This is a genomic window from Streptomyces nymphaeiformis (assembly GCF_014203895.1).
Taxonomy (GTDB): domain Bacteria; phylum Actinomycetota; class Actinomycetes; order Streptomycetales; family Streptomycetaceae; genus Streptomyces; species Streptomyces nymphaeiformis.
Genome location: NZ_JACHJY010000007.1, coordinates 174,009 through 195,626 on the forward strand (window position 1 = coordinate 174,009; position 21,618 = coordinate 195,626).

Annotated in this window: 21 protein-coding genes; 6 read left to right on the plus strand and 15 right to left on the minus strand. The window is 71.7% G+C overall.

The genetic code is table 11. The features are described from left to right. Positions 1 to 52: 52 nt before the first annotated feature. Both GGE06_RS24115 and GGE06_RS24120 read left to right on the plus strand, forming a co-directional pair. On the plus strand, positions 53 to 1,243 hold the full coding sequence (locus GGE06_RS24115; protein WP_246532720.1) for a serine/threonine protein kinase: 1,191 nt from the start codon (positions 53 to 55) through the stop codon (positions 1,241 to 1,243). A gap of 9 nt (positions 1,244 to 1,252) precedes the next feature. After that, positions 1,253 to 1,996 (plus strand): HAD family hydrolase, encoded by a 744-nt coding sequence (locus tag GGE06_RS24120; RefSeq protein ID WP_312883267.1) that lies wholly within the window; start codon positions 1,253 to 1,255, stop codon positions 1,994 to 1,996. Here GGE06_RS24120 and GGE06_RS24125 read toward each other — a convergent pair. Further along, complete coding sequence (locus GGE06_RS24125) at positions 1,953 to 3,413, minus strand: N,N-dimethylformamidase beta subunit family domain-containing protein (protein ID WP_312883268.1); 1,461 nt, start codon at positions 3,411 to 3,413, stop codon at positions 1,953 to 1,955. The genes GGE06_RS24120 and GGE06_RS24125 overlap by 44 nt on opposite strands. A gap of 186 nt (positions 3,414 to 3,599) precedes the next feature. On the opposite strand from GGE06_RS24125, the gene GGE06_RS24130 reads away from it, so the two are divergent. Further along, entirely contained in the window at positions 3,600 to 4,469 is an 870-nt protein-coding gene (locus GGE06_RS24130; protein ID WP_181924790.1) for a class I SAM-dependent methyltransferase, read from the plus strand. Further along, entirely contained in the window at positions 4,469 to 5,212 is a 744-nt protein-coding gene (locus GGE06_RS24135) for a GNAT family N-acetyltransferase (RefSeq protein WP_116164520.1), read from the plus strand. Before GGE06_RS24130 ends, GGE06_RS24135 begins: the two co-directional genes overlap by 1 nt. On the opposite strand, the gene GGE06_RS24140 is transcribed toward GGE06_RS24135, so the two are convergent. Then, positions 5,213 to 6,310 carry a hypothetical protein gene (locus tag GGE06_RS24140; protein WP_312883269.1) on the minus strand — a complete coding sequence of 366 codons (1,098 nt, stop codon included), beginning with the start codon at positions 6,308 to 6,310 and terminating at the stop codon, positions 5,213 to 5,215. It abuts the gene before it with no gap. A gap of 152 nt (positions 6,311 to 6,462) precedes the next feature. Here GGE06_RS24140 and GGE06_RS24145 point away from each other — a divergent pair, with 152 nt between their 5' ends. After that, entirely contained in the window at positions 6,463 to 8,190 is a 1,728-nt protein-coding gene (locus tag GGE06_RS24145) for an SMI1/KNR4 family protein (RefSeq protein ID WP_184931695.1), read from the plus strand. A 31-nt stretch (positions 8,191 to 8,221) separates the two neighbouring features. Here GGE06_RS24145 and GGE06_RS24150 read toward each other — a convergent pair whose 3' ends face one another. Genes GGE06_RS24150 through GGE06_RS24210 form a run of 13 tightly spaced genes read right to left on the minus strand, consistent with a single transcriptional unit; the run spans position 8,222 to position 20,354 of the window. Continuing rightward, on the minus strand, positions 8,222 to 9,001 hold the full coding sequence (locus GGE06_RS24150) for a hypothetical protein (protein WP_116164514.1): 780 nt from the start codon (positions 8,999 to 9,001) through the stop codon (positions 8,222 to 8,224). Between the two features lie 49 nt (positions 9,002 to 9,050). Beyond that, positions 9,051 to 9,569, minus strand: a complete 519-nt coding sequence (locus GGE06_RS24155) for an Rv1363c family protein (RefSeq protein ID WP_246532722.1) — start codon at positions 9,567 to 9,569, stop codon at positions 9,051 to 9,053. Between the two features lie 26 nt (positions 9,570 to 9,595). Next, positions 9,596 to 10,339 (minus strand): hypothetical protein, encoded by a 744-nt coding sequence (locus GGE06_RS24160; protein WP_116164510.1) that lies wholly within the window; start codon positions 10,337 to 10,339, stop codon positions 9,596 to 9,598. Beyond that, the gene (locus GGE06_RS24165; protein ID WP_116164508.1) at positions 10,336 to 10,869 is read right to left on the minus strand and encodes a hypothetical protein; all 534 of its coding nucleotides are present in this window, start codon (positions 10,867 to 10,869) and stop codon (positions 10,336 to 10,338) included. The genes GGE06_RS24160 and GGE06_RS24165 overlap by 4 nt, the downstream gene beginning before the upstream one ends. Beyond that, entirely contained in the window at positions 10,866 to 12,143 is a 1,278-nt protein-coding gene (locus GGE06_RS24170; RefSeq protein ID WP_184931697.1) for an MCE family protein, read from the minus strand. Before GGE06_RS24170 ends, GGE06_RS24165 begins: the two co-directional genes overlap by 4 nt. Next, complete coding sequence (locus GGE06_RS24175) at positions 12,140 to 13,396, minus strand: MCE family protein (RefSeq protein WP_184931698.1); 1,257 nt, start codon at positions 13,394 to 13,396, stop codon at positions 12,140 to 12,142. Before GGE06_RS24175 ends, GGE06_RS24170 begins: the two co-directional genes overlap by 4 nt. After that, entirely contained in the window at positions 13,393 to 14,421 is a 1,029-nt protein-coding gene (locus tag GGE06_RS24180; RefSeq protein ID WP_184931699.1) for an MCE family protein, read from the minus strand. The genes GGE06_RS24175 and GGE06_RS24180 overlap by 4 nt, the downstream gene beginning before the upstream one ends. Continuing rightward, positions 14,418 to 15,467: an MCE family protein gene (locus GGE06_RS24185; protein ID WP_184931700.1), complete on the minus strand. Its 1,050-nt coding sequence runs from the start codon at positions 15,465 to 15,467 to the stop codon at positions 14,418 to 14,420. The genes GGE06_RS24180 and GGE06_RS24185 overlap by 4 nt, the downstream gene beginning before the upstream one ends. Then, positions 15,464 to 16,519, minus strand: coding sequence for an MCE family protein (locus GGE06_RS24190; RefSeq protein ID WP_116164498.1), 1,056 nt, complete (start codon positions 16,517 to 16,519; stop codon positions 15,464 to 15,466). Before GGE06_RS24190 ends, GGE06_RS24185 begins: the two co-directional genes overlap by 4 nt. Further along, positions 16,516 to 17,769: an MCE family protein gene (locus GGE06_RS24195; RefSeq protein ID WP_116164496.1), complete on the minus strand. Its 1,254-nt coding sequence runs from the start codon at positions 17,767 to 17,769 to the stop codon at positions 16,516 to 16,518. Before GGE06_RS24195 ends, GGE06_RS24190 begins: the two co-directional genes overlap by 4 nt. Position 17,770: 1 nt before the next feature. Beyond that, positions 17,771 to 18,577: an MlaE family ABC transporter permease gene (locus GGE06_RS24200; RefSeq protein WP_184931701.1), complete on the minus strand. Its 807-nt coding sequence runs from the start codon at positions 18,575 to 18,577 to the stop codon at positions 17,771 to 17,773. A gap of 5 nt (positions 18,578 to 18,582) precedes the next feature. Continuing rightward, a complete protein-coding gene (locus GGE06_RS24205) occupies positions 18,583 to 19,347 on the minus strand; it encodes an MlaE family ABC transporter permease (RefSeq protein ID WP_116164492.1) in 765 nt (254 codons plus the stop codon). Then, positions 19,344 to 20,354 carry an ABC transporter ATP-binding protein gene (locus tag GGE06_RS24210; protein ID WP_184931702.1) on the minus strand — a complete coding sequence of 337 codons (1,011 nt, stop codon included), beginning with the start codon at positions 20,352 to 20,354 and terminating at the stop codon, positions 19,344 to 19,346. The genes GGE06_RS24205 and GGE06_RS24210 overlap by 4 nt, the downstream gene beginning before the upstream one ends. 622 nt (positions 20,355 to 20,976) lie before the next feature. On the opposite strand from GGE06_RS24210, the gene GGE06_RS24215 reads away from it, so the two are divergent. Next, positions 20,977 to 21,606, plus strand: a complete 630-nt coding sequence (locus GGE06_RS24215) for a hypothetical protein (RefSeq protein WP_116164488.1) — start codon at positions 20,977 to 20,979, stop codon at positions 21,604 to 21,606. Positions 21,607 to 21,618: the final 12 nt, after the last annotated feature.

Sequence of the window (21,618 nt, forward strand, 5' to 3'; positions counted from 1 at the left end):
CCCGCAGTTTGTCCCCTGCGGCACTCCACGTCCCCCATCGAAGGGTTTGTACGTGACCGAGCAGAGGACGACCCCCGCTCAGGACGGCTCCGCTCCCGACTCCCCCGGCGCCTCCGAGCGTCCCGTGCGGGTCAACGCGTGGAACGGCTGGGACCCGCTGCGGCATGTGATCGTCGGCCGGGCCGAGGGCACGGTGGTGCAGGCGCCCGAGCACGCCGTGCGCCGGGACTATCCCGACGACGGCTTCCCCCTGGGGACGTACGGCCCGATGCCGGCGGACATGGTGGCCGAGGCCGATCAGCAGCTCGACGACTTCGCGGACATGCTGCGGCGGCGCGGCATCCGGGTGGACCGGCCGACGCCGGTCGACTTCACGAAGGAGGTGTCGACGCCGGAGTGGACGCACGAGTCGATGTTCGGCTGCATGCCGCCCCGGGACCTGCTGCTCACCGTCGGCAACGAGGTCCTCGAAGCGACCATGTCGTACCGCAGCCGCTGGTTCGAGTACCTCTGCTACCGGCCGGTGCTCCAGGACCTCTTCGACGCCGACCCGCGGATGCGCTGGGAGGCCGCGCCGAAGCCGCGGCTCACGGACGCCTCGTACAAGGCGGGGTTCTGGGACACGTACAACGAGCTGCCGACCGACGTGCAGCTGGCCAGGGTCCGTGACTACGACCTGGTGCTCACCGAGGCGGAGCCGCTGTTCGACGCGGCGGACGTGGCGCGGTTCGGCAAGGACCTGTTCGTGCAGCTGTCGTTCGTGACGAACCGGAGCGGGTACGACTGGCTGCGGCGCCACTTCCCGGACCACCGGGTGCACGCGGTGACCTCGACGAACACCCATCCGCTGCACATCGACGCCACCTGGGTGCCGCTGCGTCCGGGCCTGGTGCTGCACTGCGGGGAGCGGCTCGCGGACGCGGAGCTGATGGAGTTCTTCAAGCTGAACGACTGGGAGATCGTCGAGGCGGTGCAGCCGGCGAGCTGGGACCATCCGCCGAAGCTGTCGTTCTGCAGCCCGTGGCTCGCCGGGAACATGCTGAACCTCGACGCGAACACGCTGTGCGTCGAGGAGAACGAGGTGCGGCTCGCGGAGCAGCTCTCCTCGTACGGCTTCGAGATCGTGCCGGTGCCGTTCCGTGCGGTGGGGCCGTTCGGCGGCGGGCTGCACTGCGCGACCGTCGACATCGAGCGGGACGGCGGCCTGGAGGACTACTTCCCGCGCAGGTACGGCCGGTTCTAGGGGAGTCCTGTGGTGCTGCCGGCCGGGATCGGCGCGGTCGTCCTCGACTTCTACGGGACGCTGGTCCGCATGGTGGAGCCGCTGCCGCCGGACCACCGGGGCGTCTTCGCGCGCCGGGGTCTGGCGGCCGAGGGCGAGCTGTGGGGCGACCAGTGGTCGGTGGGACCCGCCGAGGGCGAGGAGCACACGGCGCACTCGGCCGACGAGACGGCGTACGTGACGTGGGAGCGCGACCGGCTGCGGCGCCGGGCGCGGTCCTGCGGTGTGCCGGAGGAGGCGCTCGACGGTCTCGTCGAGGAGCTCGACCGGGCGATGAAATCGCTCCGGCTCGCGCTGTTCGCGGACGTACGGGAGTCGCTGGCGGCGCTGCGCGGGCGCGGGCTGCTGGTCGGGGTGTGCTCCAACTGGTTCTGGGACCTGGAGGACCGCGTCGCCGAGGTGGGGCTCGGGGACGCGGTCGACGTGGTGGTGGGTTCCGCGCGTGCGGGGGCCCGCAAGCCGCATCCGCTGATCTACCGTGCGGTGCTCGACCGGTGCGGTCTGCCGGCGGACCGGGTGCTGTTCGTCGGGGACATGTGGGTGCCCGACGTGCTCGGTCCGCTGGCGGCGGGGATGCGGGCGGTCCATCTGCGGCGGCCGGACAGGGCGGTCGACGGGATCGCGCCGCCCCTTCCCGAAGGGGCGGCGCGGATCGCCGGGCTGCGGGAGCTCATCGAAGGCGATGGCGCAGCCGGTCGAGGAGGTTCCGGGTGACGCGGACGACGGCCGGGTCCTGTTCGTGACCGCAGACCACGGGCCAGTCGGTGGTGCCGGCGGTGAAGACGGTGCCGCCGGTGGGGCCCGGCGCCGTGTACAGGCCCATGGTGGCGGCGTGGGGGCTGGTGATGGTCTCCTCGCGGACGACGGTGTTCCAGTGGCCCCACTTGAAGTGGTGGAAGTCGTCGTGCACCGGTTCGAGGACGTGAATTCCGAGGATGAGGAAGGATTCCGGGGTTCCGTCCTCGCCGGTGGCGCGGGCGGTTCCGGCGTCGTCGTAGGCATAGGCGGCGCCGTCGACCTCGTATCCGATCAGGGACGTGCCCGCGCCGAGCCGGTCGGGGGTTCCTCCAGCACTTCCGTCGCGCAATCCGGTTCCTTCGTAGATCCAATGGCCGGCGTGCTGCACGGTGTATCCGAAACGGGGACGGTCACCGGGCCAATCCGCGGCGGCCCACATTCCCCCGTTGCGGAAGCTCACGCCGGTGAGGGAGTTCTCGGGATTTCCGACGCCGTCGGGGGAAGGGGTCCACCATTGGTCGGTGGCGGGCAGGTGCGGGTATTCCTCGCCGACGTGGTGGTCGGTGTCGGAGACGAACGCGGTGTTCCCGTCGGTCGGGTGGACCCGCCACCAGCAGGTGTTCGCGCTGAGGAACGCGATGTTCCCGCCTTCGCGGACGAAGGCCTCCGCGTGCGCGCGCATCCGCCCGCTCCAGTATTCGTCGTGGCCGACGCTGAGGAGGAGGTCGTAGGAGGCGAGGAGACCGGGGTCCTCGTGCAGGTCGAGATCGGTGGCGTACTCGACGGGGTAGCCGTGGCGCTCCAGCCAGCCGATGAAGGGGGCGTCCCAGTAGGCGAGGTCGATCACTCCGCCGGGGCGGTGGAGGCTGACCTTGTGACCTCGGGGTTCACCGGCCCCGCCGGGCCGGTGGACGGGGTGGTCGTAGAGGCTGACGGCCCGATCGAGTCCGGGGCGGTCGGAGCGGTTGTAGGCGTGGCGGGTGAAGGTGGACTTCTTGTAGAGGATGCGCGACCGGCTGCCGGCGACGCGGGGACGGACGACGAAGAACTCCCGCGCGTACCCTTCGAGGTGTCCCAGGTCGAGGAGCGGCGGGTTTCCCCTCCCGCCCGGCGCCCCGCACTCCACGAATTCCACGAGATGGATTCCCTGGTTCCATTCTTCGGGCACGGGAAGGGTGAGCGGCGGCCATTCCCAGTCGTCGGCGGGCGAGGCACGCCCGGGTAATCCGTCGGGGTGGTCGGGGGCAGGATGAACCCCTCCCGGGAATTCTCCGGATTCCCCGACGAAGGCCAGGGTGTCGCCGAGCCGGTAGAAGCGGAGGCGGAATCGGGGGGCGTCGGTGGAGATGTGCAAGGTCATCTCCCCGCCGAGGGTGACGCTTTCTCGTCCCACATATCCTTCGATCACGCCGGCCATGCTAGGCAGCCGTGCACACATGCGACAACGGTGCCTCCAATCGGCCATTCGGACCCGCTTTTCGGCCACGCGGACGCGATGTCGTATTCCGGCACGCCGGGCGGGGTAGTGCGGAATCCGACAGTGATGACGTGATCGTCCACCGATCGGTGAGGGGCTCGCATGAGCGGTGAATTCCGCGTACGGGAACTGGTGCTGGGAATCCAGGGGCTCGCGCTGCTGCGCAACGCCGTGGACGGCGACGAGACCTTCCTCCGCGAGCGGGTGGAGGACATCCGCCGCTTCGCGTCCGCCGAGCCCGTCGAGGAGAAGCTCCCCGACGGTGGCGCCACCGTCAGCGAACTCGACGCGGCGGAGGGGTACGCGGCCTGGTCCGCGGTGTACGACTCCCTGCCCAGCTCGTACATCGAGGTGGAGGAACCGGTCGTCGGGAAGATCCTCGACGACCTCGCGCCCGGCTTCGCGCTCGACGCGGCCTGCGGCACCGGGCGGCAGACCCGGACGCTCCTCGCGCGCGGCCACCGGGTCATCGGCGTGGACCAGTCGCCGCACATGCTGGACAAGGCCCGGGCGCACTCCCCGGAGGCCGATCTCCGCGTCGGGCACATGGAGGAGCTGCCCCTCGACGACGACTCCGTCGACCTCGCGGTCTGCTCGCTCGCGATGACGCACCTGCACGACGTCACCCAGGCCGTCGCGGAGCTGGCGCGTGTGGTGCGGCCGGGCGGGCGGATCGTCGTCACGGACATGCATCCGTTCGTGATCACCCTCCAGGGCCAGTGTCTCTTCGTGCGCGGTTCCGAGGAGCTGGCCTTCGTCCGCAACCACGTCCATCTGCTCAGCAGCTACCTGGAGGCCTTCGGAGCGGCGGGGCTGCGGGTGCGCGCCTGCCACGAGCCGCTGTTCAACGGGCGTCTCGCGCCCGGTGGTTACGAGGAGGCCGTCGGCGACGCGGCCCGTGCCGCCTGGGACGGTCTGCCGATCGTCGTCGTCTGGGACGTCGAGGTGCCCGCGCGGGCCGGGGAGGACTGATGGCGCTGATCCTGGTCCGGCACAGCGAACGGCCCGAGCTGTGGGACCGCATCCCGGAGCGGTTCGCCGGCGTGGTGCCCGAGTACAACCTGCACGGCGACATCAACGGCGACTACTGGGACCGGCTGTTCACGGACTTCCCGGAGTTCCAGTTCGTCCTGTACGACGACGAGCTCGACGTGATCGCGGGGGCGGGCCGCTCGCTGCCCCGCACGTGGGACGGTACGGCGGAGGACCTGGGCCCGGGCCTGGACGACACGATCGCCCGGGCCTTCGCGGACCGCGACGCCGGCCGGACCCCGGGGGCGCTGTGCGCGCTCGGGATCGAGGTGGCCGAGGACCACCAGGGCCGCGGCCTGTCGAAGGTGCTGCTCGACGCGATGGCGGACACGGCCCGGCGCGCCGGGCTCGGGACGGTCCTGGTGCCGGTGCGGCCCACCTGGAAGGAGCGGTATCCGCTGGTGCCGATCGAGCGGTACGCGACCTGGACGCGGGACGACGGGACCCCGTTCGACCCGTGGATCCGGACGCAGGTGGGCGCGGGCGGCACGATCGCGGCGGCTTCCGCGTACTCCTCACGGATCACCGGGACGGTCGCCGAGTGGGAGGACTGGACGGGCCTCACGTTCCCGGAGGACGGGGAGTACGTGTTCCCCGGCGGCCTCGCCCCGCTCGTGGTGGACCGGGAACTGGGCCGTGGCGCGTACTGGGAGCCGGGGGTGTGGATCACCCACCGGGCCTAGTCAGCCGAGTCGTTCCCCTGCCCGGACGGCGCTCCATGCCAGGGCCGTCATCGCGCGGACCTCGTCCGGTCCCGCCTCCGGGCGGCGCTCGGGCGGGAGTCCGGCGGGCCCCGCGGTGGCGACGGCGGAGTGCCGCATCCGGTCGAGGGCGTCGGCGGGCACGTCGTCGACCGCGCGGCCGAGGCGGCGGGCCGCGTGGGCGGCCTGCCGGCCGAGGAGCAGGCAGTGGGTCCACAGCTCCTCGGCGAAGGGCCTGCCGAAGGTGCGGGCCACCTCCGCCGCGAGCCGTTCCGGCAGGTGCGCGTCCCGGGCGGCGCGGACCGTCTCCTCGGTGAGTCCGGTCGCCGGCAGGGCCTCGGTCCACCGCTGGTGGCCTCGTCCGCCGTCGGGGCCGTTCTCCTGACCGACGAGCCGGATGTAGCCCTCGCCGTACCGCATGTACGGGACCCATCCCGGCTCCTCCAGAACGCGGCCCCTGGCGAGCAGGGGCGCGGCGTCGGCGGCCGGGGTGGGGCACACGGCGAGGCGGATGCCCTGGGCGGCGTGACCGTTGATGCTGCTGGTGCCGATGTGCTCGACGACGTTCGGTACGGCGAGGAGGCTCATCCGCCCGCGGCCACGGAAGAAGACGGTGAACAGCTCGTCGTCGTGGCGTTCCTCGCTGTCGCGGGCGAAGGCGCGGAAGGCGGCGGCGGTCGCGGTCGGCAGGCAGACGGCCAGGGAGGGCGTGAACTCGTCGGGGACGGCCCGCACCCAGGAGGCGCCGGCGAGGGCGGCGAGGCGGGCGGCGGCGCCGTTGCGGGCGTGCCAGTTGGTGTAGAAGACCAGTGCCTCGTCGGGGAAGCGGTCGGCCGCCCGGGCGACGATCTCCAGGAGCTCGGCGGGGGCGTCGACGTCGTCCTGGACGACGAGGTGGTGGCCGGCCCCCGGCGCCGCGGCCGACCAGGCGACGAGGGCGGTGCGGAGAGCGGAGGGCGGGCCGTCCGGATCGGGGTCCAGGGCCAGGCGGTCGAGCCGGAGCCGGTCGACGAGGTCCTGCGCCTGACCGAGGCGGACGGGGTGGGTCATGACGGCCGAACTCACGTGTCGATCGGTCACGCTGCACTCCGCTCCTCGACAGGATTGGTCGCGGGCCATCGTCGCAGAGCACGCCCGAACGGGCCCCGCCGTCAAGGGAGTTTGGCCGGATCGGCATCTGGGCGGGCGATCCGCCGGCCGCGTTGTCAGTGCCGGATGACACCCTGGGTTCCATGAGTGACGCATCCTTCGACTGGCGGGAATTCCTGGGGCGTTGGCAGGACGAGTGGGTCCCGCGCGCCGACGAGGACGGCGGGGAGGCCGCCGTCCCCCTGGGCGCGCCCGGGGCCGACGAGACCGCGATCGTCGCGGCCGAGGAGCGGCTCGGACGGCGACTTCCGCCCTCGTACCGGGAGTTCCTGGCCGTGAGCGACGGATGGCAGGTGGACCAGTCGGCCGCGATCTACCGGCTCGGTGGGGTGGCGGACGTCGACTGGTTCGGGGACCCGCACGACATGGCGTCGCTGTACGAGGAGAATCTGGACGACGACCCGCGCGAGGAGGACGTCCTGCTGGCCGGGATGTGGCGGCGCGCGCTGCGGCTCGACACGGAATCCGACGCGTCGTACGCCCTCCTCGACCCGGGCGACAGCGATGCGGACGGCGAGTGGGCGCTGTACGTGTACAAGGGCTGGAGCGGTGAGATGCCGGACCGCTACCCGTCGTTCCGCGCGTACATGGAGACCGTGTACCGCGCCTTCCACGCCGACCGGGCCGAGCGGCCCGACTTCGTGAACGCGACCACACGCGTCCAGGACGCCCGGGTGGAAGAGGCCCGCCGGCTCTCCCTGCGCGGACGGTACGAGGAGGCGCTGCCCCTGCTCGACGAGGCACGGTCCTTCGGGCGGCCGTGGAGCGGCGTCCTCCTCGACCAGGTGCGGCACCTGCTGGCTCCGGGCAGCGAGGGTCTCGCCGCGCGGGGCTCGGCGACGGCGGGCGGAGCGGGGGCGCAGGGCGAGGGCGAGCACTGGGACCGGGCCGTCGCCGAGGCCCGGGAGGCCGCTCGGTGGGGACCGAACGACGCGGCGTGGCGGGTGCTGCGGGACGCACTGCCGCGGTGGGAGGCGCCCGGCCCCTGGCTGATCGCCCCGGTCGGTCTGCTCGCCGATCCTCTCCTGGGGCCCATGATCACCCCGGAGCGGGGGCGGGAGATCCTCGCGACTCCACGGGCCGGGGAGTCGGGATCCGCTCCCGAACCGGTCCCGGATCTCGATCCGCCGGGCCTCGCCTGGCTGACGGACCGGCCCGGGAACCGGGAGCCGTTCGACGGGTACCGGTGCGTCTGGGTCGAAGGGGCCGACCCGGCCCGCCTTCCCTCGCTGATCGGCGAGGACGGCGCCGGACTGAGCGAGCCCACGGATCCGCTCAGGGCTTCCTGGCGGGCGCCCAAGCCCCACGAGCGGGAAGGCGTCGAACTCTGGGAGGACCGGGCGGTCGTCGCCGTCGGCCGCACCGGGGAGGGATGGGCCTTCGCCTTCGACGGCTACTCCCACCCTTCCCTGAGCACGCTGTTCCGGTCTCCGGCCGTGGACGCCTCAGCGTCCGGGCGCGCCGTGGTCGTCTGGTGCGACCCCCGGCGCCCGACCCCGGAGGCGTTCCACCTGTCGGTGGCCGAACACGGCGAGGAGCTGTACTCCTTCACCGTCCGGGGTACGGAGATCCAGCGTTCCGGCGCCCTGCCCGAGGCCCTGGACCCGGCCCGGCTGTTCCGCCCGGAGGACAGCGGGACGGACGGCGAACGGCGGGCCCTCCAGGCCCTCCACACCACCCTCGGGTTGTCCCTCCCCCGCTTGGCCCTGACCCGGGGCAGGCTCCACACCTTCACCACCCGATCCTGGACGCGCGCACCGGGCGCCGGCGAGGGCTACGCCTACCTCACCTTCGTCCGGCACCGGCCGTGAGCATCCCCCGGCCGGGATACCGGTCCGACGATCAGCGACCGAAGGTGTCGATGTTCTCCACGAGCCAGTGGCCGTCGCGGCGCACGACGTCCAGGGCGAACATGGCGCCCGCGTAGACGCCTTGGTCCTGTGCCTTCGGCTTCTGCTTCCCCCCGCCCTTCCCGCCGGCACCGGCCGTGCTCACGCTGCTCTGGTCTGCGTAGACCAGGACCCGGGCCCGGTCGCCGTCGATCCGTTCGACGGCGCTGTCGGTGACCGTCGTGGTGATCACCGTCTTCTGCTGTGCCGCCTGCGCGAGCACCCCGGCGAACAGCGTGCGGTGCTGGGTCACGGCCTTGCCGGTGAGGAGGGTCTTCGCGGCGCGATCGAACGGAGCCGTGTCGGCGTGGTCGTACGAGAAGAGCGCGGCGACGGCCGCGGCGGTCTGGCCCTTGATCTCGCTGGTTCGGGCGAGGTCGGTGAGAGCCGTGTTGCCGCGCGCGGGGTCGTCCCGCAGAGCTCCGGCCCTGCTGTGCGCCCACCCCGCGAAGCCTCCGAGGAGGAGGGTCAGGAGACAGAGGACGACCAGCGGGGTGTGGCGACGCGTCCCGCCCTTCGGGGCCGGGGCCTCGTCCTGCGCCGCTGAGACGGCTTCCTCCCTCGGCGCTTCCGTCGTTTCTCGTACGGGCTTCGCCGCCGGTCGCCGCCGGGGACCCGAGTCGGGTTCGGTCAGGAGGCCGACCGACGCATGGGCCCTGGACGCGGCGGTCGGCTGGTCGGCGAGGGCCTGGCGGCGGCGCTGGCGGTTGAGGTGGTGACGGGGCGTCGGCATCGTGCGTGTCCTTTCGGGTGCTGGCGGCTCTCGCGTACGAACGGTCCGGTCAACCCGTCGCCGTGCCGCCCACGGGGGCCTGCCCCAGACCACTGAGCTTCCACTGGCCGTCGGTGCGGGTGAGTTCGCCCAGCATGCGGCTGTCCTTCTCCGTGCTCTTGCTGTCCGGCGTCGTGACGGTGACGCGCAGCGCGACGAGCAGCCGGGCCCGCCCCGCCCGGTCGTCGAGTTCGGTGACGGCGCCGGACAGCACCCGGGCCGTGGTCACCGTCTTCGCCGTCTTCACCTGGCTGGTGAACTCCTTGCGGCCGTCGACGAGTTGCTGGTGCAGTTCGCCGGTCGTCGAGGTCTCCCAGAGGTCGAGGCCCTGGTCCACGCGGCGGTGGTCGAGCGTGTTGAGGTTCTGCACGGCCTGCTCCCCCGCCGCGAGCACCCGGTCGCGCTGAGCGGCGTACGCCGCGGAGTCGTCGTGCGCCGCCGCGTACCAGCTCCGGCCCTCCCAGGCCGCGAAGCCGCCCGCGACCAGCGTGAGCACGAGGGCCACGGCCAGGGCCGACCGGTGTGTCATGGGGTTCTCCCGTCTCCCGCGCATCGTCAGCGGGCCTTGATGTCGACGATCAGCCACCGGTCCCCCTCGTACTTCGCGGTGACGGTGAGCTGCGCGGCGGCGGAGGTCGCGGCGCCCTTGTCGCGGCGCGAGGTCTGGTCGAGGAACACGAGGAGGCGCGCGCTGTCCCCGTCGAGTTCGACGACCCCGGTGCGGACGGCCTGGGTGGACAGGGTGATGCGCTGCCCGACCAGCTTCGTGCGGACCTGGGCGAGCAGGTCGCCGTACTGGCGTGCGGCGCGCCCCGCGAGCACGGTGCGGGAGGACCGCTCCGCGGCGTCGGTGTCGGCGGGCGTGTAGGAGAAGACCCGGGCGAGGCCTTCGGCCACCTCGCCGCTGACGCGGTCGGTCGTCGCGGTGTCGGTGAGCGCGTGGTTGCGCGCCGCCGGAGTCGAGCGGAGCTGGTGGGCGGCGTAGAAGAACCAGCTCCCGCCGAGGAGGAGGCCGGTGAGGGCGACGGCGAGGGCGGCCTTGCGCCAGGGGACGGCGGAACGACGGCCGGTGGCCTCACCCGGGTCCGCCTCGTCCTGGTCCGTCGCCATCGCCGGGCCCGGATCAGGGGCCTCCGTGGCGATGCCCCCTGCTGCGCCCGGCTCCGTGGGCCGCGTCGCGTCCGCGGTCTCGGTGGCCTTCGCCTCCGTTTCCTGCCGGTCGTCCCCGACGGCCTCCTGTGTCCCTCCTCCGTCCGGCCCGGCGTCTCCGCCCCTCGTCTTGCGCAGCAGTCGCGTCACTCGTCCCCGCCCTCCTTGCCCGTCTCGCCCTGCTCCGCCCCCGCGACCGGGACCGCGCTCAGTGCCGCCACCCTCCACGTGTTCTCGTCCGTGCGGGTCAGGACGGCCTCCAGGCGCTTGCGGTCGGTGGTCGCGGAGGCGGCTCCGCGGGGGGTGACGTCGACGCGTACGGTCGCGATGAGTTTCGCCGTACCGGCCCTCGCGTCGAGCGCCGTGAGCGCCGCCTCCGTGACCGTGGCGCGGGCCGAGGCGCCCACCGTGGGCTCGGTGCGGCCGAGTTCGGTGCGGAGGGGTCCGGTGGAGGCGTCGCGCCAGGCCCGGATGCCCGCCTCGGCGCGCTCGCGGGTCGAGGCGTCGAGCGTGTTGAGGACGGTGAGGCGGCTGCGGCCCTCGGCGAGCGCGGTGTCGCGTTCCCGGCCGAAGGCGAGCTCCTCGTCCGTGCGGGCCTGGGCGTAGGTCCAGGCACCGGTGCCGCAGAAGCCGAGGGCGACGACGAGGGCACCGGTGCTCAGGGCTTTGGCCCGCCTCATCGCGTACTCCCCGTGCCGAGGCCGAGGAGGCCGGCCATGTCCGTCGGGCCGCCGCTCTGGCCGGGCAGGGCGAGCGCGCCGGGCAGGGCGGTCTGCGTGCCCGTGGTCGTGGTGCGGGTGCTGCCGGAGGGCAGGGAGCCGGGCCGGGCGGGGGTGGGCACGGCGCCGCTCTTGGGGGCGTGGGCCGAGCCGCGCACGTTGACGCCGGTGGAGGCCGCGGCGGTGCAGGAGGCGCCGGTGTTGAGGGCGGGCGCGGTCCCCAGGTCGAGGCCGTTGCGGTAGCGCGTGGCGCCGTACCCGGAGGTGCAGGGCAGCGGCTTGAAGAAGGTGACGGCCATGCCGAAGTTCACGTGTCCTCCGTCGACGGTGGTGGCTCCCGCCGAGACGGCGGCGGGGAACTTCACGAGGAGTTCCTCGGTGCCGCGCTGCCGGGTGACGGCGATCTCGGAGGTGGTGAGGAGGTTGGCGAGGACGACGCCGAGGCTCGGGTCGAGGTCGCGCAGGAGGCCGCTGACCTGGCCGGTCGCGTCGGGTGTGACGGCCAGGAGGCGGCGCAGGTCGGCGTCGGAGCCCTTGAGGGTGGCGGCGAGGTCGCGGGCGCCGGTGGCGAAGTCCCGGATGGCGCGGCTCTCGTCGGCCTGGGTGCGCAGGACGACCTCGCCGTCGTCGATGAGCCGGGTCGTGGCCGGCAGGGAGCGGTCGGCGGCCCGGACGAATCGGCTGCCGTTGTCGAGGAGGACCTGGAGGTCGTCGCCGTGTCCCTCGAAGGTCTTGCCGAGTTCGTCGACGACCGTGCGCAGGGAGTCGAGGGGTACGGAGCGGCTGAGGTCGTCGATGCTCGCCAGGACGTCGGTGACGGGTGCGGGCACCTCGGTGTCGGCCTGTTCGATGCGGGCGCCGTCGGCGAGGAACGGCCCGCCGTCGCTCTCGGGGCGCAGGTCGATGTACTGCTCGCCGACGGCGGAGAGTCCGGCGACGACGGCGCGGGCGTCGGCGGGGATGGAGGGCGCCGAGTTCTTGATGCGGAGTTCGGCGACGACTCCGTCGGCGGTGAGGTCGATGGCTCCGACGCGGCCGACGGAGACGCCGCGGTAGGTGACGTCGGAGTGGGTGAACAGCCCTCCCGTACGGGCGAGGTGGACGCGGACGGTGTAGTGGTCGGCGACTCCGGCGTAGCGGCCGAGGTCGGCGTAGCGGACGCCGACGAAGCCGAGGACGAGTACGGCGATGACGAGGAACGCGAGGTTCTTCAGCCGTACGGTGCGGGTGATCACCGCTTCTCGCCTCCGTCCTGGGGGGTGCTCGTGGTGACCGGGGGCAGCGGCAGCGCCGACCGCGGGCTCTGGGTGTCGCGGTGCGTTCCGGCTCCGCCGCGCGAGGCCGGGTCCGGTTCCGGATCCGGGTCGGGTTCGGGGTCCGGGTCCGGGTCCGGTTCGGGGTTCGACGGGGACGGGGTCGGGGTGGGGTCGGTCCTGGGGATGAGGGGCGGGATGACCTCGGTCCCCGGGGCGGCCGCGAGGTGCAGATAGGTGTTGAGGTAGTCGCCCTTGATGCCGCGCATCACCTCGTCGGTGAACGGATACGTGAGGAGCACCTGCAGTGATTCGGGCAGGTCGGCACCGGCGTCGGCGAGGGCCTTGAGGGTCGGGGCGAGGGCCTTGAGGTCGGCGACCATGTCCTTCTTGCTCGCGTCGATGGTGCTGACGGCGACTCCGGACAGGGTGTCGAGGGCGCGGAGCATGGTCAGCAGGGAGCCCCGCTGGTTCTCCAGGGTCTTCAGGCCGGGCGAGAGGCCGGTGAGGACCGTGTCGACGTCCTTCTTGCGGCCGGCGAGGGTGGCGGAGAGGCGGTTGAGTCCGTCGAGGGCGCGGGTGATGTCGCCTCGGTGCGCGTCCAGGTTGGTGACCAGGGTGTTCACGCGGTTCAGCATCGAGCGGACCTCGGGTTCGCGGCCGCCGAGCGCCGCGTTGAGTTCCCGGGTGATGGTCTTGAGCTGGTTGACGCCGCCGCCGTTGAGCAGCAGGGACAGCGCGCCGAACACCTCCTCGACCTCCGTGTTGCGGTTGGTGCGCGCGAGGGGGATGACGCTGCCGTCGGTGAGGCGTCCGCCGCCGTCCTTCCGCGGGGCGACGAGCTGGATGTACTTCTCGCCCAGGAGGCTGGACTGTTCGAGGCGGGCGCCGGCGTCGGCGGGGAGGCGGACGTCGCCGTTGATCTTCAGGGTGACGCGGGCGGTCCAGGTGCCGGTGCCGGTGCCCAGCTCGATGGCGGTGACGCGGCCGACGGCGACGTCGTTGACCTTGACCGCGGACTGCGGCACGAGGCTGAGGACGTCGTCGAGTTCGGCGGTGACCGTGTAGGGGTGGGAGCCGAGGTCGGCGCCGCCGGGCAGCGGGAGGTCCTCGATGCCGTCGAAGCGGACGGGGTTCGCGGGGACCGCGCCGAGGACGACGGCGATCCCGAGGCCGAGGGCGACCGCTCCGACGGCTCCGGCGCCGAGGGCCTTGCGGGAGGGCAGGGTGGTCACCGCTCCCCCTCTCCGGTGCGTGCCGAGGAGGATCCGCCGGTCACCGGCAGCGGGAGCAGCGGTCCGCCCGTGCTGATCTCGTTGAGGTTCGCGCGGCCGTCGAGGGTGCGGGTGTCCTTGTTGTACGCGTTGACGACGTTGCCGGCGGCGAGCGGGGCGACGTCGAGCGCCTCCGCGAGGGAGGCACGCTGGTCGACGAGGGTCTGGGTGAGGGGCACGAGCCGGTCGACGTTCTTCTTCAGCTCGCCGCGGTTGTCCTTGATGAAGGTCTTGACCTGGGCGAGGGCCTTGCCGAGTTCCTTGAGGGCGCCGGCGAGGTCGTCCTTGTTCTCGGCGAAGTAGCCGACGACCTCGTCCAGGCGTTCCTGTGCGGTGCGGACGTCGCCGTCCTTGTTCTTGAGCATCGTGGTGAAGGTCTGCAGCTGCCCGAGGGTGGTGAAGAGGTTCTCGCTGCTGCCGTCGAGGGTCTTGGCGGCCTTGCCGAACTGTTCGATGGAGGTGCCGATGGCCGTGCCGTTGCCCTTGAGGTTCTTCGCTCCGGTGTCCAGGAGTGCGGAGAGGGCTCCGGCGGAGTTGGCGCCGTCGGGGCCGAGCGCCTTGCTCAGCTCGGTGATCGAGTCATAGAGCTGGTCGATCTCGACGGGGGTGCGGTTGCGGGAGGCGGGCAGCTGGGCGCCGTCGGCGAGCGCGGGGCCGCTGCTGTAGGCGGGGGCGAGCTGGACGTACCGGTCGGCGACGATGCTCGGGGCGACGACGAGGGCCCGCGCGTCGGCGGGGACGCGTACGCCTTCGTCGAGGCGGAGTTCGACGCGTACGCGGGTGCCCTGCGGTTCCACGGACGCCACCTCTCCCACCCGGACGCCGAGGACGCGCAGATCGGATCCGGCGTAGATGCCGACGGCCCGGTCGAACCAGGCGGTGACGCGGATGCCGTCGTCGTCGAGGACGCGGACGGCGACGAGACCGCAGGCCGCGAGCACCGTCAGGGCGAGCCCGGCGACGAGGGGCTTTCTGGGCTTGGTCATCGTTCACCGCTCCCCTGGGCCGTCGCCGTCTGTTTCGGCGGGAGGCATCCGGTCTTGGGCTGCGAGGCCTCGGGCAGATAGGTGCGGGGCACCACGCCGCACAGGTAGGCGTCGAACCAGCGGCCGCTGCCGAGGGTGTTGCCGACGAGCCGGTAGTACGGGCCGAGGAGCGCGAGCGTCTTGTCGAGTTGGCCGCTGTTCTTCTCCAGGACGCCGGTGACGCGGCTGAGGGCCTTCAGGGTGGGGCCGAGCTGCCGGTCGTTGTCGCCGACGACGCCGCTGAGCTCGGTGCCCAGCTCCCGGCTTCCCTTGAGCAGGGCGCGGATGGCCTCGCGGCGCTTCCTGAGTTCGCCGAGGAGCGAGCCGCCGTCCTCCAGGAGGATCTCGAAGCTGGACTTCTTGTCCTGGAGGGTCTTGGTGAACTTCCTGCTGTTCTCCAGGAGCCGGGCGAGCTCGGTGTCGCGTTTGGAGACGGACTTCGACAGCTCGGACAGGCCGGTGGCGGCGTTGCGTACGTGCGGCGGCGAGTTCTTGAAGGTGGCGGAGATCGTCTCGAAGCTCTCCGCGAGCTTCTCGGTGTCGATGGCGTCGACGGTGCCGCTGAGGTCCTGGAAGGCCTGCGTGACGTCGTACGGGGACGTGGTCCGGGACTGCGGGATGCGGGTGCCGGGGTCCTGGGGTGCGGAGCCCAGCGGGTCGACCGCCAGGTACTTCTCGCCGAGGAGGGTCTTGATGGCGATGGTGGCGGTGGAGCGGTCGCCGATCCAGGCGTCGCCGACCTCGAAGGTCACCTTGACCCTGGGCCCGTCGAGGGCGACCTCGGTGACCTCGCCGACCTTGACCCCGGCGATGCGGACCTCGTCGCCGGCGTCGAGGCCGGCGGCCTCGGTGAAGTCGGCGCTGTAGGCGGTGTCGCCGCCGACGAGCGGGAGCCGTTCCACGTTGTACGCGAGGGCGGCCAGGAGGGCGAGGACGATCAGGCCGACGACGGCGACGGCGACGGGGTTGCGCTCCTTGACCGGCTTGATCCGGCCGCGCGGGCTCATCCGCGGCACCTCGTCTCGGTCACGGCGATGCCGGTGGGCGGCTTGGAGCCGTCGGACGTTCCCACGCCGCTCACGCGCGCCTCGCAGAGGTAGAGGTTGAACCACGATCCGTACGAGGAGAGCCGGGCGAGGGCCGACATCTTGCCGGGGGTGTTCGCGAGGAAGGCCTCGATGGCGGGGGTGTGGTCGCCGAGGGTGCCCGAGAGCCGGCCGAGTTCGCGGATGTCCTTCTTGAGGGGTGCGCGCCCCTCCTGGAGGAGTCCGGCGGTCGTCGTCGTGAGGTCGCCGATGGCCTTGACGGCCTCGCCGAGGGGTTTGCGGTCGGTGTTGAAGCCGGTGACGAGCTTCTGGAGGGTGACGACGAGGTCCCCGAAGGCCGCCTCGCGGTTGTTGAGGGTGCTCAGGACGGTGTTGAGGTGGGTGACGACCTCTCCGATGACCTTGTCCTTGGCGGCGACGGTCCTGGTGAGGGAGCCGATGTGCCGCAGGAGGCTGTCGACGGTGCCGCTCTCGCCCTGGAGGACCTGCACGAGGGAGCCGGCGAGGTCGTTGACGTCGGCGGGCGAGAGTCCCTCGAACAGCGGCTTGAATCCGTTGAACAGCAGGGTCAGGTCGAGTGCGGGGGTGGTGCGGTCGAGCGGGATGGTGTCCCCGGCGCCCAGGGTGCCGCTGAGGTCGCCGGTGCCCTGGCCGAGGGAGACGTACCGCTGCCCGACCATGTTGAGGTACTTCACGGCGGCGGTGGCCGACCGGGGCAGGGAGCGGTCCTCGCGGACGGTGAAGGTGACCTGGGCGGTGCGCCGCTCGACGACGCGCACGTCGGTCACCTCGCCCACCTTCACTCCGGCGATGCGCACGGAGTCGCCCGTGACGAGCCCGGTGACGTCGGTGAACAGCGCCTTGTACGAGCGCGTTTCGGATCCGACGCCGGTGTTGGCGATGCTGAAGCCGAGGACGGTGGTGGCGAGGGCGGTGACCAGGACGAACGCGAGGGACTTCAGGACGGTCCCGGTCAGGCCGCGTCGTCGCGTGTGGGCGGGCCGTGTCGTCATCGGAGGGTCACCTCCGCGCCGCGGAACGCCGGGCCGGCGAGCAGGCTGCTCCAGTCCGGCAGGTCGCCGGGCCGCTTCCCGGCAGCGGGCGCGAGCAGTTCGTTGACGAGGTCGTTCTCCTGCGGGGAGTTGGCGGGCCCGAGCTGCTGGTCGGCGGCGGCGGACGCCTGTGTGGCGGGTGCGGCCGGGATGCCGAGGTAGGGCACGGGGTAGCAGTGCGGGCCGCCGCCGGAGCCGTACGAGGGCCTGTCACGGCCGGGGACGTAGGCGCCGCGCGAGGGGACGGTGGTCACCTCGACGTGCAGTCCGGGCTGGTTCGTGCCCTTGCCGAGGGCCTTGTCCATCGCGGGCACGAACTGGGCGAGGGTGCGCAGGGTGCAGGGGAAGGACGGGGAGTACTCGGCGAGCAGGTCCAGGGTGGGCCGGCTGGTGGCGCTGAGCCGGATGATGTTGTTCCTGTTCTGCCGCAGGAAGGCGGTCACGTCCTGGGCCGTGCGGGTGGTGGCGCCGAAGGTGCCGGCCAACTCGCCCTCCTTCTCGGCGAGGGTGCCGCTGGTGGTGGTGAAGTCGGTGAGCGCCGTGACGATGTCCGGGGCCGCGTCCGCGTAGAGGTGGCTGACCTTCACGAGTTCTTTCAGGTCGCGGGTGAGGGCGGGCAGGTGGGGGTTGAACTCGCGGAGGTGGGCGTCGAGTCGGGCGAGGGTCGCGCCGAGCTCGTCGCCGCGTCCCTCCAGGGCGCGGGAGACGGCGGACAGGGTCGCCGACAGTTTCTGCGGCTGGACGGCGGTGAGCAGGGGCAGGACGTCGTCGAGGACCTGCTGGAGTTCCACGGCGTTGCTCGACCGGTCCTCCGGGATGACGTCTCCGGGTCCGAGCGGCCTTGAGGAGGGGGCTGCGGGCGGTACGAGGGCGACGAACCGTTCGCCGAAGAGGGTCGTGGGCAGCATCTGCGCGCGGACGTCGGAGGGGACGTGGCGGAGGGTGCCGGGCCGCATGGCGAGGGTGAGGCGGGCTCCGCCGTCGACGGCGTCGATGGCGCGGACCTCTCCGACGACGACGCCGCGCAGTTTCACCTCGGCGCCGAGGTGCATCTCGTTGCCGACGCTGCCGGTCTCGACGGTGATCGGGTCGGAGTCGGTGAAGCCCTTGTCGTAGACGGCGACCGCCAGCGAGGCGAGCAGGACGGGTACGAGCAGGAAGACGACGCCGGCGAACCGGCGGCGCAGGGTCTCGGCACGTGAGTCGCTCATCTCACCCCGCCACCTTCACGGTCGTGGTCGCGCCCCAGAGGGCCAGCGACAGGAAGAAGTCGGTGACGCTGATCAGGACGATGGCGTTGCGTACGGAGCGGCCGACGGCGATGCCGACGCCGGCGGGGCCGCCGGAGGCGCGGAAGCCGTAGTAGCAGTGGGCGATGATCACCATCACGCTGAAGATCAGCACTTTGAGCACCGAGAGGAGGACGTCCGTCGGTGACAGGAAGAGGTTGAAGTAGTGGTCGTACGTGCCCTGGGACTGGCCGTTGAAGAGGACCGTGATGTAGCGGGAGGCCAGGTAGGAGGAGAGCAGGCCGACCGCGTAGAGCGGGACGATGGCGACGACGCCGGCGATGATGCGGGTGGTGACCAGGTACGGCATGGAGCGGATGCCCATGCCTTCGAGGGCGTCGACCTCCTCGTTGATGCGCATGGCGCCGAGCTGGGCGGTGAAGCCGGCGCCGACGGTCGCGGAGAGGGCGAGTCCGGCGACGAGCGGGGCGATCTCGCGGGTGTTGAAGTAGGCGGACACGAAGCCGGTGAAGGCGGCGGTGCCGATCTGTTCGAGGGCCGCGTAGCCCTGGAGGCCGACGACGGTTCCGGTGAACAGCGTCATCGCGATCATGACGCCGATGGTGCCGCCGATGACGCCGAGGCCGCCGGAGCCGAACGCGACCTCGGCGAGCAGCCGTTGCACCTCCCTGAGGTAGCGGCGCAGCGTGCGCGGGATCCAGAGCAGGGCCCTGAGGTAGAACAGGAGCTGGTCACCGGACCGGTCGAGCCAGACGAACGGGGAGGCCATCGGTCTCAGCCTCCCTTCGGCGGGACGATCTGCAGGTAGATGCCCGTGAGCACCATGTTCACGAAGAACAGCAGCATGAAGGTGATGACGACGGACTGGTTGACGGCGTCTCCGACGCCCTTCGGTCCGCCGCGCGGGTTGAGCCCGCGGTAGGCGGCGACGATGCCGGCGATGAACCCGAAGATCAGGGCCTTGAGTTCGCTGATGTAGAGGTCGGGGAGCTGGGCGAGGGCGGAGAAGCTGGAGAGGTACGCGCCGGGGGTGCCGCCCTGGAGGACGATGTTGAAGAAGTAGCCGCCCAGCGTGCCGACGACGGAGACCATGCCGTTGAGCAGCACGGCGACGGCCATGGTGGCGAGGACGCGGGGCACGACGAGTCGCTGGACGGGCGAGACGCCCATGACCTCCATCGCGTCGAGCTCCTCCCTGATCTTGCGGGAGCCGAGGTCGGCGCAGATGGCGGAGCCGCCGGCGCCGGCGATCAGGAGCGCCACGATGAGGGGGCTGGCCTGCTGGATGACGGCGAGGACGCTGGCGCCGCCGGTGAACGACTGGGCTCCCAGTTGCTGGGTGAGCGAGCCGACCTGGAGGGCGATGACGGCGCCGAACGGGATGGAGACGAGCGCGGCGGGCAGGATGGTGACGCTGGCGACGAACCAGAACTGCTCGACGAACTCCCGGAGTTGGAAGGGCCGCCGGAAGACGGCCCGGCTCACCTCGACGGCGAGGGCGAAGAGGCGGCCGGTCTGCCGCAGCGCGCCGGTGATCACGAGCCGCTCCCCGGGGCCGGCAGGGTGAGGGTGGGCGCCGCCGCGTGGTGCGCGTAGGTGTCGCGGATGGCGGCGCGGGCGGCGGGCGGGAGCTGGTCGAGCATGCCGAGGACGCGCTCGCGCCGCCGGGTGACGGCCGCGCGGGGCGGGAGGCCGGGCGAGGGCTCCAGCTGCGGGACGATGACGCGGGGCGCCGACGGGTGGGCGGCGGGGCCGGCCGCCTCGGCGGCGAGCAGGGCGGCGTCCTTCTCCTCGGACATGCCGATGGGGCCTTCGCGGCGGCCGGCGAGGAACTGGATCACGACCGGTTCGTCGCTGGTGAGGAGGACCTCGCGGGGGCCGAAGGTGACGAGCCTGCGGCGGAAGAACATCCCCATGTTGTCGGGGACGGTGGCGGCGATGTCGAGGTTGTGGGTGACGATCAGCATCGTCGCGTCGATCCGCGCGTTGAGGTCGATGAGGAGCTGGGACAGATAGGCGGTGCGGACGGGGTCGAGGCCGGAGTCCGGTTCGTCGCACAGCACGATCTGAGGGTCGAGGACGAGCGCCCTGGCCAGTCCGGCGCGCTTGCGCATGCCGCCGCTGATCTCGCCGGGCAGCTTGTCCTCCGCGCCGAGGAGACCGACGAGTTCGATGCGCTCCATGACGATGCGCCGGATCTCGGACTCCCGTTTGCGGGTGTGCTCGCGCAGCGGGAAGGCGATGTTGTCGAAGAGGCTCATGGAGCCGAAGAGGGCGCCGTCCTGGAACATGAGGCCGAAGAGTTTCCGGGTCTCGTAGATGTCCCGTTCGGGGCTGCTGACCATGTCGACCCCGTTGATGAGGACACGGCCCTGCTGGGGCTTGAGGAGCCCGATGAGCGATTTCAGGAAGACGGTCTTCCCGGTGCCGGAAGGGCCGAGCATGACGCTGACCTCTCCGGCCGGCAGGGTCAGCGACACGTCCTGCCAGATGTTCTGCTTGCCGAAGGACATGGTCAGACCCTCAACGACTACTTCGATTCCCATCCCACCTCCAGCAAGCGTGCGTCGGGCGTGCGCTGCGGGCGCACGTTAAGCCGGTGTCGATCACCCGGACAATAGGTGTGGCGCAAAATCCTTGATCCGATCCGGTATTTGTCACCGCGCAGACAAAGTCGGGGTCGGTTCTTGTCTCCGCGGAGACAGAGTGCCGCGCCGACCTGCGGCCGAGCGTCGGCCCGGGGAACGTTACGGCCGAGTAACCTCTCACGGCAATACCGGATCCGGAGATTTCGCGGGCCGAATTCAAGCGGGGGAACTTTTGTCAGCCGGGAGACAGTTCCGCACTCCGACCTGTCACCGGTGAGAGCAATAGGGCCATCCACCGGGCTCCCGATCGGCCGACGAGTGCCAATACGCCTCCCGGGCTTGTCTGATCGATCATAAATGTCGACATTACGCACCCCGGAACCAAGAGGATTCACGCCATCGCTCACCCACTTGACAGGCAATTCAGGCTCTTCAAAGAATCTTGGACTGCGCCATTGTTCAGCTAAGTTTCCCGCAAGTAACGTCTGGTTTCGCGGCCGAGAAATGCCGGGCCGCCGGCCGCTCGACCCCCACCGCGGCCACCCTCTGCCGGTCAATCCCCAAGGAGAGTCCCAGAGCCATGAAGAAGCCGATCAGAAACCTCGCCGTCGTCGCCGGCGCCGCCTCGGCAGCGTTCGCCCTGACCATGAGCCCCGCGTCCGCGGTGGCCTCCACGGTCTGGACCGTCAGCCCGTCCCCGGCCAGCATCACCGCGGTCAACAGCGGGAACATCGTCCTCAGCGTCAACGGCATCGCCATGACGTGTACGAAGTCGAACGGCGCGGGCACGGGCCAGAGCACCACCGGCAACCCGGCGACCGTCGGCAACATCACCTCCATCGCCTTCGGCGCCAGCGGTGCGCCCTGCACCAGCGTGCTGGGCCCCGTGACCACCGTCGCGACCACTCCCTGGACGATCGTGGCGCAGGACTACACGGCCGCGACCGGCGTCACCAAGGGCTACGTCGGCAACGTCGACGCCAAGGTGACCGTCGGCGCCTGTGTCTTCCGCGTGACGGGCAAGGCGTCCGGCACGTACACCAACTCGACGGGCGCGCTCGCCGTCAACAGCCTGGCGGGCGAGCTCACCGTCGTCTCGTCGACCGGCTGCGGTTCGGCCGTCCCGGTCGGCGCCAAGCCCACCTTCAAGGGCACGTACCTCTTCAAGGCGGGCACCGCGATCCCGACGATCGTCGGCTCCAACCCGTAAGGACGCAGGAAC